We start from the raw sequence: 12,370 nt of genomic DNA, 5'->3' as shown, positions 1-12,370 counted from the left end.
TCAGCCCCGCCGCTCCCCTGCCGGGTCCTCGTCGGTCGCGGCGATGCGCGGCTCGGCCTCGGCCAGCGCCTCGGGCCCGCGCGAGGGGATCCGCTCGGCCTCCTCGGGCTCGACCACCGGCTCCTCGGCGGAGACGAACTGCCCGCGGGTCTTCACCAGGCTGGCCACCGTGGCGATCAGCAGGACGCTGAGGATCACCGTCAGCGACAGCCAGATCGGGATCGTGGGCACCGACTCGATGTGCTCGCCGCCGTTGATGAACGGCAGCGTGTTCTCGTGCAGGGCCTCGAGCACCAGCTTGACGCCGATGAAGGCGAGGATCACCGCCAGGCCCAGCGACAGGTAGACCAGCCGCTTGAGCAGGCCGCCGAGCAGGAAGTAGAGCTGCCGCAGACCCATCAGCGCGAAGACGTTCGCGGTGAACACGATGAACGCCTCGCGGGTGAGGCCGAAGATCGCGGGGATGGAGTCGAGGGCGAAGATCAGGTCCGTCGTCCCCAGGGCGAGGAAGACGACGATCATCGGCGTCCAGTACTTCTTGCCGTCGCGGGTGACCCGGATCTTGGCGCCCTCGAAGTCCTGGGTGATCGGCAGGACCTTGCGCATCCGCCGGATGAGGGCGTTCTCCTCGTAGTCGTCCTCCTCGCCGCGGTGCCGGACGAGGTTGATCGCCGTGTACACGAGGAAGACGCCGAAGATGTAGAACACCCAGCTGAACCGGGCGATGATCGCCGCGCCCAGCAGGATGAAGATGCCGCGCAGGACGAGCGCGATGATGATGCCGACCATCAGCGCTTCCTGCTGCAGGTGCCTGGGCACCCGGAAGCGGGCCATGATGATCACGAAGACGAACAGGTTGTCGACCGACAGCGAGTACTCGGTGAGCCAGCCGGCGTAGAACTCCGTGGCCCGGGTCGCATCGGTGACCAGCAGGAACAGCACGCCCCAGAGCAGGGCCAGCGCCACGTAGAAGCTCACCCACAGGCTCGCCTCCTTGATGGAGGGCTCGTGCGGGCGACGGGCGACGATGGCGAGGTCGGCGAGCAGCAGGACCGTCAGCCCCACGAACGTCGAGACCTCGAACCAGACGGGGAGCTGCTCCACGGGTCCTCACCTTAGGTGCCGGGCGCTGCGGGCGCCGAGGCGCCGGGGCGGGGTGGTCGGGTGTGCGGGGGCTCCGCCGGGGGCTGCATACCCCCGGCGGAGCCGATCCATCAGGTGCGGGTGCCCCGGGCCCCGGCGGGGACGTCGTCGGGCAGGTCGCCGTCGTCCCCGCGAAGGGTCCCGTCGCCGGCCGGCTGCCCGTCCGGGACGGGGGCGGACGTCGCCGGCGCGGGCGAGGTGCGCGCCCCCGTCACCGCGCGGGCGCGGTCCCGGCGGTCCTTGGCGAGGCTGGCGACGGTGGTGACCAGCAGCGTGAGCAGGATGACCGTGAGCGAGAGCCAGGTGGGGATCTCGGGGATCACGGTGACGTGCTCACCGCCGTTGAGGAACGGCAGCTCGTTGGTGTGCAGGGCGTGGATCAGCAGCTTGACCCCGATGAAGCCGAGGATCACCGCCAGCCCGTAGTGCAGGTAGACCAGCCGGTCGAGCAGTCCGTCGATGAGGAAGTACAGCTGGCGCAGGCCCAGCAGCGAGAACGCGTTGGCCGCGAAGACCAGGAACGTCTCCTGGGTGAGCCCGAAGATCGCCGGGATCGAGTCGACCGCGAACAGGATGTCGGCGCTGCCGATGGCGACCAGCGCGACGGCGAGCGGGGTGATCAGGCGCGTGCCGTCGATCCGGGTCGTGAGCTTGTCGCCGTGGTACTCGTCGGTGGTCGGCAGGAAGCGGCGGGTGAACCGCAGCACGCCGTTCTCGTGGTACTCGTCCTGCCCCTGGTGCCCGCCGCGCGCCTGGGCGACCGCCGTCCAGATGAGGAAGGCGCCGAACAGGTAGAAGACCCAGCTGAACTGCTCGATCGCGGCCGCGCCGACGAAGATGAACAGGGTCCGCAGGGCCAGCGCGAACACGATCCCGTAGAGCAGGACCTTCTGCTGCAGCGCCCGGGGCACCGCGAAGCTGGACATGATCAGCACGAAGACGAAGAGGTTGTCGACCGACAAGCTCTTCTCGGTGATGTAGCCGGCGAAGTACTCCCCGCCGTACCGGGCGCCGTAGAAGACCCAGACCAGCAGGCCGAAGACGACGGCGACGGCGACGTAGGCGATCGACCAGATCGCCGACTCGCGGAGGGTGGGCTCGTGCGGGCGGCGGTGGCCGAGCAGGTCGAACACGACCATCGCGACCACGGCGCCGACCGTGACGGCCCACACCCAGAAGGGGACATCCATGCGGCAATACCTCCGGTGACTGGCGTGCGTCAGCGACCGGAGGTCTCTCCCACCGCCCCTCGTCGGGCGGCCGGCGGGCCGGGGACCAGCTGGTCCCGTACTGACGACACCGCCGCGTCGGGATACTCCCCTCCACGTGCGGACCACCGGGAGCAGGCAGGCGTCATCGCCCGCGCGTTCCCGTGGGTCCGAGGGGTGCAACGCGCCGCCGTCGGGATGAGTTCCCGGGGCTACGCCGGCGGGCGCTTGCTCCTCGGCAGGGCGGCGACGATCGCCTCGTAGGAGGTGTCGACGAGCTCCCGGACCTCGTCGTCGGGGACGGCGCCGGTCCAGTCGACGGCGTTCCAGCCGTACCGGCCGATGCAGGAGCTCACCGTGACGGCGCCGGGGTAGCGCTCGCGCCACTCGGCGGCCTCCGCGGCGTCGCGGCCGCACTTGAGCCCGACCGTGCCGCCGTCGAGGCCGATGAACGCGAAGGCCTTGCCGCCGACCTTGGCGACCAGCTCGGCGTCACCCCAGGGGTAGGTCTCCTCGGCGCCCGGCTTGGCCAGGCAGTAGGCGACCAGCTCGTCCCGCTCCACCCCGACTCCGTCCCTGGTGACCATCGGCAGGTGGCCGGCCGACACGCCGTCCGGCCCGGCCACCTGACGATGATCAACTGCGAGTGGCTCCTAGGCGTGCGCCGCGTCCAGCTGGCGCAGCTCCTTCTTCAGCTCGGCCAGCTCGTCGCGCAGGCGGGCGGCGACCTCGAACTGCAGCTCGCGGGCGGCGGCGAGCATCTGGTCGTTCATCTGCGTGATGAGGTCGGCCAGCTCGTTGCGCGGCAGCCCCTGGACGTCGATGGCGCCCGCCTTGCCCTTGGACCCGGCGGCCTTCTTCGACGACAGCCCCGGCACCGGCGCCTTGCCGCGGGACTGCTGCCGGCCGGAGCCGCCGACCAGCTCGGCGCTGCCGTCCTCGGCCTCGCGGTAGATGCCGTCGAGGATGTCGACGATCTTCTTGCGCAGCGGCTGGGGGTCGATGCCGCGCTCGCGGTTGTAGGCCATCTGCTTCTCGCGCCGGCGGTTGGTCTCCTCGATCGCGGTCGCCATCGACGGCGTGATCGTGTCGGCGTACATGTGCACCTGGCCGGAGACGTTGCGCGCCGCACGGCCGATGGTCTGGATCAGCGAGGTGCCGGAGCGGAGGAAGCCCTCCTTGTCGGCGTCGAGGATCGCGACCAGCGACACCTCGGGCAGGTCGAGGCCCTCGCGCAGCAGGTTGATGCCGACGAGGACGTCGTACTCGCCCTGCCGCAGCTCGCGCAGCAGCTCCACCCGGCGCAGGGTGTCGACCTCGGAGTGCAGGTAGCGCACCTTGATGCCCAGCTCGAGGAGGTAGTCGGTGAGGTCCTCGGCCATCTTCTTGGTGAGCGTGGTGACCAGCACCCGCTCGTCCTGCTCGGTGCGCAGCCGGATCTCGTGCACGAGGTCGTCGATCTGACCCTTGGTCGGCTTGACCACGACCTCGGGGTCGACCAGGCCGGTCGGCCGGATGACCTGCTCGACGAACTCGCCGCCGGAGCGGCCCAGCTCGTAGGGGCCGGGGGTGGCGGAGAGGTAGACCGTCTGGCCGATCCGCTCCTGGAACTCCTCCCAGCGCAGCGGCCGGTTGTCCATCGCCGAGGGCAGCCGGAAGCCGTGCTCGACCAGCGTCCGCTTGCGGCTCATGTCGCCCTCGTACATGCCGCCGATCTGCGGCACGGTCACGTGCGACTCGTCGATGACCAGCAGGAAGTCGTCGGGGAAGTAGTCGAGCAGGCAGGAGCCGGCGCTGCCGGCGGCGCGGCCGTCGATGTGCCGCGAGTAGTTCTCGATGCCGGAGCAGAAGCCGACCTGGCGCATCATCTCGATGTCGTAGGTCGTGCGCATGCGCAGCCGCTGCGCCTCCAGCAGCTTGCCCTGCCGCTCCAGCTCGGCCAGCCGCTGCTCCAGCTCCGCCTCGATGCCGCGGATCGCCCGCTCCATGCGGTCGGGGCCGGCGACGTAGTGGGTGGCCGGGAAGACGAAGATCTCCTCGACCTCGCGGACCACCTCGCCGGTGAGCGGGTGCAGGTAGTACAGCCGCTCGACCTCGTCGCCGAACATCTCGACGCGGACGGCGAGCTCCTCGTACACCGGGAAGATCTCGATCGTGTCGCCGCGGACCCGGAACGTGCCGCGGGTGAAGGAGAGGTCGTTGCGGGTGTACTGCTCGGTGACCAGCGTGCGCAGCAGGTCGTCGCGGTCGTGGGACTCCCCCACCCGGATGCGCAGCGACCGGTCGACGTACTCCTGCGGCGTGCCCAGGCCGTAGATGCAGGAGACGGTGGCGACGACGATCACGTCGCGGCGGGTGAGCAGGCTCATCGTCGCCGAGTGCCGCAGCCGCTCGACCTCCTCGTTGATCGAGGAGTCCTTCTCGATGTAGGTGTCGGTCTGCGGGACGTAGGCCTCGGGCTGGTAGTAGTCGTAGTACGAGACGAAGTACTCGACGGCGTTGTCGGGGAACAGCTCGCGGAACTCGTTGGCCAGCTGCGCGGCGAGGGTCTTGTTCGGCGCCATGACCAGCGTCGGGCGCTGGACCTGCTCGACCAGCCACGCGGTGGTCGCGGACTTGCCGGTACCGGTGGCGCCGAGGAGGACGACGTCCTTCTCCCCGGCGTTGACGCGTTCGGCGAGCTCCTTGATCGCGGTCGGCTGGTCGCCCGAGGGCTCGAACTCGCTGACCACGCGGAATCGTCCCGCGGTGGGCCGGATGTCGGTCTGCGCGCGCACGGGGACGACGGTACGTCGCCGGTGTGACAGAACGGGTGGCTGAGCGGCCTGGTGCCCGCGGGACGGGGTGGACCGCACCGGCTACTTGTCCTCCCCGCCCCCTCCCCCTAGGTTCCCTGTCGCAGCAGCGGTGCCCGCCGGGGACCAGCGCCACCCGGCCCGGCCGGGCGAGGTCGGACCCCGGTGGGCGCCGCTCTCTCGTTCCTGCGGGTGACCCCGCTCTCCTCCGGCCGATCCAGGTGTGCGGGAGGCTCGACCCGGGCACAGCGCCCCGCGAGCCCGTACCGACCTCCTCCCCCAGTCCGGGGAGGGAGGCCACTGCCCTCTCCCCGGAGGGCCACCGCAGGAGGAACGACCCGCATGACACAGGTGTGGCCCGGCACCGCCTACCCGCTGGGTGCCACGTACGACGGCACCGGCACCAACTTCGCGATCTTCAGCGAGGTGGCCGAGAGGGTCGAGCTGTGCCTGTTCGACGAGGACGGCACCGAGGAGCGCATCGTCCTCGAGGAGATGGACGGCTTCGTCTGGCACGCCTTCCTGCCCGGCATCCAGCCCGGGCAGCGCTACGGCTTCCGCGTGCACGGCCCCTACGACCCGGAGCAGGGGCTGCGCTGCAACCCGAACAAGCTGCTGCTCGACCCCTACGCCAAGGCCATCGACGGCCAGGTCGACTGGGACGAGGCCTGCTTCGGCTACCACTTCGGCACCGGCGAGCGCAACGACGACGACTCGGCGCCGCACATGCCGAAGTCCGTCGTCGTCAACCCGTACTTCGACTGGGGCGTGGACCGCCCGCCGCGGATCCCGTACCACAAGAGCGTCATCTACGAGGCCCACGTGAAGGGCCTGACGATGACCCACCCGCGGATCCCCGAGGAGATCCGCGGCACCTACTCGGCCGTGGCGCACCCGGCGATCATCGAGCACCTGCAGGACCTCGGGATCACCGCGATCGAGCTGATGCCGGTGCACCAGTTCGTGCAGGACGACACCCTGCTGCAGAAGGGCCTGCGCAACTACTGGGGCTACAACACGATCGGCTTCTTCGCGCCGCACAACGAGTACGCGACGGCGACCGACGGCCAGCAGGTGCAGGAGTTCAAGGGCATGGTGCGGGCCCTGCACGAGGCCGGCATCGAGGTCATCCTCGACGTCGTCTACAACCACACGGCCGAGGGCAACCACATGGGCCCGACGCTGTCGTTCAAGGGCATCGACAACCGGGCCTACTACCGGCTGGTCGAGGACGACCTGCAGTACTACATGGACACCACGGGCACCGGGAACTCGCTCAACGTCCGCACCCCCCAGTCGCTGCAGCTGATCATGGACTCGCTGCGCTACTGGGTCACCGAGATGCACGTCGACGGCTTCCGCTTCGACCTCGCCTCGACGCTGGCCCGCCAGTTCCACGAGGTCGACCGGCTGTCGGCGTTCTTCGACCTGGTGCACCAGGACCCCGTCGTCAGCCAGGTCAAGCTGATCGCCGAGCCGTGGGACGTCGGCGACGGCGGCTACCAGGTCGGCAACTTCCCGTCCCTGTGGACCGAGTGGAACGGCAAGTACCGCGACACCGTCCGCGACTTCTGGCGCGGCGAGGACGCGACCATCGGCGAGTTCGCCAGCCGGATCACCGGCTCGTCGGACCTGTACCAGCACTCCGGGCGGCGCCCGGTGGCGAGCATCAACTTCGTCACCGCGCACGACGGGTTCACCCTGCGCGACCTGGTCTCCTACAACGAGAAGCACAACGAGGCCAACGGCGAGGGGAACAACGACGGCGAGAGCCACAACCGCAGCTGGAACTGCGGCGTCGAGGGCCCGACCGACGACCCGAAGGTGCTGGCGCTGCGCGCCCGGCAGCAGCGCAACTTCCTCGCCTCGCTGATGTTCAGCCAGGGCGTGCCGATGCTGCTGCACGGCGACGAGATCGGCCGCACCCAGTGCGGCAACAACAACGGCTACTGCCAGGACTCCGAGCTCACCTGGATGGACTGGGAGTCCGTCGACGAGAGCCTGCTCGAGTTCACGAAGACCGTGATCCGGCTGCGCACCGAGCACCCCGTGTTCCGCCGGCGCCGGTTCCTCTCCGGCCGGCCGGTGCGCCGGGAGGAGGGCTCCCCGCTGCCCGAGGTGGCCTGGCTGACGTCGGACGGCGATCCCATGGGCGACGACGACTGGGACGTGGGCTTCGCCAAGTCGCTGGCCATGTACCTCAACGGGCACGGCATCCGCGAGACCGACGAGCGGGGCGAGCCGATCATCGACGACTGCTTCTACCTGGCGTTCAACGCCCACCACGAGCCGATGGAGTTCACGCTCCCCACCAGCGAGTACGCCGCCGCGTGGACCGTCGTCCTCGACACCGCCGAGCGCGGCGGGCTCGAGCCCGACGAGGTCAAGCCCGGCGAGACGGTGACCGTCGGCGCCCGCGCCACCGTCGTGCTGCGCGCCGCGCCGTGACCGGGCCGGGGAACGGCACCGAGCGCCGTCGCGGGGTCCCGTCGGCCACGTACCGGCTGCAGGTGCACGCCGGGTTCACCCTCGACGACGCCGCCGCGGTGGCCGGCTACCTGGCCGACCTGGGCGTGACCCACGCCTACGCCTCGCCGCTGCTGCGCTCGGCCGAGGGCAGCAACCACGGCTACGACACCGTGGACCACGCGCACGTCGACGAGGCCCGCGGCGGGCAGGCGGGCTTCGACCGGTTCGTCGAGGCGCTGCACGAGCACGGGCTCGGGCTGGTGCTCGACCTCGTGCCCAACCACATGGGCGTGGCCGACCCGGCCGCCGCACCATGGTGGTGGGACGTGCTGCAGCACGGCCGGGACAGCGCGCACGCCGGCGCGTTCGACATCGACTGGGAGTTCGGCGGCGGCAAGGTCCGCATCCCCGTGCTGGGGTCGCCGGACGACGTCGACAAGCTCGAGGTCGTCGGCGGGACGGGTGAGGGCAGCACCGACGGCGAGCTGCGCTACTACGACAACCGCTTCCCCATCGCGCCCGGCACCGGGGACGGCACGCCGAAGGAGGTCCACGCCCGCCAGCACTACGAGCTGGTCGACTGGCGCCGGGCCGACGACGAGCTCAACTACCGCCGGTTCTTCGCGATCAACACCCTGGCCGGCCTGCGCGTCGAGGACCCCGCGATCTTCGACGCGACGCACGAGCTGGTGCTGCGGTTCGTCGGCGAGGGCAAGGTCGACGGGCTGCGGATCGACCACCCCGACGGCCTGGCCGACCCGAAGGGCTACCTGGAACGGCTGGCCGACGCGTCGGGCGGCCGCTGGACGGTCGTGGAGAAGATCCTCGAGCCCGGCGAGGAGCTGCCGGAGAGCTGGGCGACCGCCGGCACCACCGGCTACGACGCGCTGGCCGAGGTGGACGACGTCCTGGTCGACCCGGCCGGCGAGGCCGCGCTGACCGCGCTGGACACCGAGCTGGCCGGCCGCCCGGTCGACTACGCGCAGCTGGTGCACGACTGCAAGCGCGAGGTCACCGACGGGATGCTCGGCTCGGAGGTCGCCCGCCTGCAGCGGGTGGTCGGCGACCTGCAGGGCGTGGACGGCGAGCAGGTCCGCGAGGCGCTCGCCGAGCTGCTGGCCTCGTTCCCGGTGTACCGCAGCTACCTCCCCGACGGCCGCGAGCACCTCGACGCCACGGTGGCCGCGGTGCGCGACCGGCGGCCCGACCTGGTGACCGCCGTCGACGCGCTGCACCCGCTGCTGGCGCAGGCCGGCACCGAGGCGGCGACCCGGTTCGAGCAGACCAGCGGCCCGGTCATGGCCAAGGGCGTGGAGGACTCCGCCTACTACCGGTGGGCGCGGTTCGTGGCGCTCAACGAGGTCGGCGGCGACCCCGCCCGGTTCGGCAGCACGGTCGAGGAGTTCCACGAGGCGCAGGTGCGGCGGCAGGAGCGCAGGCCCGCGTCGATGACGACGCTGTCGACGCACGACACCAAGCGCAGCGAGGACGTGCGCGCCCGGCTGGCCGTGCTCGCCGAGATCCCCACCGAGTGGGCGGACACGGTGCGCTGGCTGCTGTCCCGGCACCCGCTGGCCGACCGGTCGCTGGCGCACCTGGTCTGGCAGAACCTGGTCGGCGCCTGGCCGCTGTCGCGCGAGCGGGCGCACGCCTACGTCGAGAAGGCCGCCCGCGAGGCCGGGACGTCGACGACGTGGACCGACCCGGTGCAGGAGTTCGAGGAGCAGCTGCACGCCCTCGTCGATGCCGCCTACGACGACGAGGCCGTGGCGGCGCGGATCCACAAGTTCGTGGAGCGGATCGCGCCGTTCGGCCGGTCGAACTCGTTGTCGCAGAAGCTGCTGCAGCTGACCATGCCCGGCGTCCCCGACGTCTACCAGGGCACCGAGCTGTGGGACCTCTCGCTGGTCGACCCCGACAACCGCCGCCCGGTCGACTACGACCGGCGCCGGTCGCTGCTGGCCGCCCTCGACGCCGGGCAGCTGCCGCTGCTCGACGACGGCGGCGCGGCCAAGCTGCTGGTGGTCTCCCGCACGCTGCGGGCCCGCCGGGACGACCCCGGGTGGTTCGCCGGCTACGAGCCGGTCGCGGCGAGCGGGACGGCGGCCGACCACGTCGTCGCCTTCGACCGCGGCGGCGCGGTGACCGTGGCGACCCGGCTGCCGGTGGCGCTGGCCGCCGCGGGCGGCTGGGGCGACACCGCGCTGCAGCTGCCCACGGGCGCCTGGCGGGACGTGCTCACCGGGACCCGGGTGGTGTCCGCCGCTGACGGGGCACCGCTGGGTGAGGTGCTCGGCCGGCTGCCGGTGGCGCTGCTGGCCCGCGACTGACCCGGGCGCGCGGGACCCGCCCGTCGGGCACCCGACCCCGGACGACGTCCAGCGCCAGCGGCCAGTCGGGGTCCGTCCAGTAGCCGCCGTGGCCGCCCGGGCCGGTCACGGCGCGGGTCTGCAGGGCGAGGTCCCCGGGCACCGGGTCGAGCAGCCGCCACTCGTCGCCGCAGACCCGCCGGCCGGTGTCCGGGTCCAGCCAGTCGGGCAGCGCGCGGTCGGGGTCGCTCATCCGGCGGGAGGTGAGCGGGCCGCCGTCGGGGCTGTGGTCCCAGCTGGTGACCGGACCGGCGACCGGATCGGTGTCGCGGTAGAGGCTCACCCAGCGGAAGGCGGCGGCGACCTCGCGCAGCAGGTCGACGGTCACGTAGTGGGGGAAGCCGCGGGCGAACTCGCTGCGCAGCTGCGACCCGAAGGTGACCCAGCGGACGCGGCCGCGCACCTCCGCCGGCAGCCACAGCAGCGCGACCAGCGCGATCAGGCTGCCCTGGCTGTGCGCGGCCACGACGACCTCCGGCGCAGGGTCGGGGTTGCGCACCGGGGCCGCCCGGCGGTCGGCGTCGGCGCCGGTGTCCTGCAGCGGGTCCGCGACGCCGAGGTGCCAGCAGATCCGGCGGACCAGCGCGGGCACCACCTCCTGCGCGTAGGGCGGCGGCACGAACGGGTGGCTGGCCCGGGGCCAGAACGCGACGACGTCCCAGACGACGTTGAGCCCGCGCCGCGCCCCCTCCGAGCGCAGCGCGCCCCGGGCCAGCAGCACCGCCGCGGCCGCGATGCCGAGCAGGGTGACCTGCCCCAGCCCGATGACGACGTCGTCCCCGGTCACCGCCCCGCCCGCGGCGGAGCTGGCGCCGGTGAGCAGGCCCAGCGGGACCGGTGGCTCGCGGTCGAGGACGAACGCGGCGCCGATGGCCCCGGCCAGGACCAGGCCGAGCAGGGTCCACACCGCGAGGGCGAGCGGGATCGCGTTCTTCAGCCGCGCGGTCTGCATCGCGCGGCCCGTGCGGGCGACCCAGCGCGCCGGCAGGTGCAGGACCGGCGGGTCGCCGTAGGTCATGGCCGCCTCGGCCCGGTCGCGGAACCGGCGGCGGTCCCGGCGCAGCCGCAGGGCGGCGACCGCGCCGAGAACGGCGAAGACGGCGGCGGTGACGCCCCACGCGTACGAGAACCGCTGCAGCAGCGCCGGGCCCTGCACGGACGCGCCGAAGAGACCGTTGAGCAGCCCCTGCACGCCGAGGGTGAGGCCGGTGGTCAGCCCGACGGCGAGGTAGCAGCCGCTCGAGGCCGCCAGGCCCGCCGCCAGGCCGCCGGCGAACCGCCGGAACGGCCGCGGCGGCACCCGCGCGGCCGTCCGGGTCGCCGCGGCGAGCACCGCGACCGAGAGCACGAGCAGCGCGAGCCCCCCGAAGCCGGCGACGACGAGGACGGCGACGGCGACGGTCGTCCCGGGCAGCGGACCGGCGCCGTCGACGTCGGCCCCGGCCAGCGCGGCGAGGGCGAGCAGAACGGCGGCCCACGACAGCACCCGCACCGCCACGGCGGCCACCGACCGCCACCGCGCGGGGCCGTCGGCCTGCCCCCGGCCCGTGACCGACACCGCGGCCGCCACCAGGGCCAGGACGACGGCGACGCCCCCGCGCGGCACGGCGGCCCAGCCGACACCGGCGTCGACGGCGACCGAGAGCCCGAGCCAGCCGACGACGAGCAGGCCGGCGGCCCGGTGCAGCAGCCGCAGCGCCGGGTTGTCGGGGTCGCCGTCGAAGAAGGCGGCGTCACCGAGAGCCGCCGGGCCGCCCGCTCCGCGGCCCAGGTCGCACGGGCCGGCGGCGGCGAACCGGTACCGGCGGCCGGTGTCGGCCTGCCCGAGCCCGGAAAGGCCCGCGATGAGCAGGGCGGCCACGGCCAGCGCGACGTCGACGACCAGCCAGCCGGGCACCGGCCCGAGGCCCAACAGCCACTGCCAGGCGGTCAGGTCGACGACGACCAGGCAGGTGGCGAGGGCGAACAGCCCGGTGAGGACGAGCCCGACCAGGCGCAGCAGCGCGGCGGCCAGCGCCCGCGCCGCGCGGGCGGGACGGCCCGGACCGGACGGGAGCGTGTGGTGGGCGGCGTTGAGGATCCCGAACGGGATGAGCAGCAGCCACAGCCCCTGCGTCCACGACCCGGAGGTCCAGCGGCCCCAGTGGAACGCCTCGAGCACGTGCCCGTCGGGCGCCGGCACCTCGCGGCCGCGGGAATCGGTGGGGCGGAAGCACCGGCTGCGGTCGTCGCCGGCGACCTGGGCGGTGTGCGCGCTGCCGAGCATGTAGTCCGGCGGGGTGCCGCTCACCCCGTGCACGCGCAGCTCGACCCAGTCGCTGCGCTCCGCCGGCACGGCGGACAGTCTGGCGGCAGGATCGGGCCCGCGGCGAGGGTTGACCGCACG

General features: G+C 72.7%; 7 protein-coding genes. 2 read left to right on the top strand and 5 right to left on the bottom strand.

Annotation, left to right across the window (positions count from 1 at the left end; all coding sequences use genetic code 11):
• The 4 genes from ACI797_RS08810 to uvrB all read right to left on the bottom strand — a co-directional run bounded on the left by ACI797_RS08810 (position 1) and on the right by uvrB (position 5,128).
• Positions 1-1,104 (bottom strand): TerC family protein, encoded by a 1,104-nt coding sequence (locus ACI797_RS08810; protein WP_456858244.1) that lies wholly within the window; start codon positions 1,102-1,104, stop codon positions 1-3.
• A gap of 110 nt (positions 1,105-1,214) precedes the next feature.
• Positions 1,215-2,333, bottom strand: coding sequence for a TerC family protein (locus tag ACI797_RS08805; protein ID WP_456858243.1), 1,119 nt, complete (start codon positions 2,331-2,333; stop codon positions 1,215-1,217).
• A gap of 230 nt (positions 2,334-2,563) precedes the next feature.
• Positions 2,564-2,977, bottom strand: coding sequence for an MmcQ/YjbR family DNA-binding protein (locus tag ACI797_RS08800; protein WP_456858242.1), 414 nt, complete (start codon positions 2,975-2,977; stop codon positions 2,564-2,566).
• 27 nt (positions 2,978-3,004) lie between these two features.
• Complete coding sequence (uvrB, locus tag ACI797_RS08795; protein WP_456858241.1) at positions 3,005-5,128, bottom strand: excinuclease ABC subunit UvrB; 2,124 nt, start codon at positions 5,126-5,128, stop codon at positions 3,005-3,007.
• A 360-nt stretch (positions 5,129-5,488) separates the two neighbouring features.
• On the opposite strand from uvrB, the gene glgX reads away from it, so the two are divergent.
• Positions 5,489-7,594: a glycogen debranching protein GlgX gene (gene glgX / locus ACI797_RS08790; protein WP_456858240.1), complete on the top strand. Its 2,106-nt coding sequence runs from the start codon at positions 5,489-5,491 to the stop codon at positions 7,592-7,594.
• On the top strand, positions 7,591-9,945 hold the full coding sequence (gene treY / locus ACI797_RS08785; protein WP_456858239.1) for a malto-oligosyltrehalose synthase: 2,355 nt from the start codon (positions 7,591-7,593) through the stop codon (positions 9,943-9,945). The genes glgX and treY overlap by 4 nt, the downstream gene beginning before the upstream one ends.
• Here treY and ACI797_RS08780 read toward each other — a convergent pair.
• Positions 9,854-12,319 (bottom strand): hypothetical protein, encoded by a 2,466-nt coding sequence (locus ACI797_RS08780; RefSeq protein ID WP_456858238.1) that lies wholly within the window; start codon positions 12,317-12,319, stop codon positions 9,854-9,856. The two genes, treY and ACI797_RS08780, sit on opposite strands and share 92 nt — an antisense overlap.
• Positions 12,320-12,370: the final 51 nt, after the last annotated feature.

It is taken from the genome of Geodermatophilus sp. SYSU D00691 (genome assembly GCF_054050275.1).
Note: the sequence above shows the minus strand (reverse complement) of the source record. Positions and strands in the feature narration are given on the sequence as shown.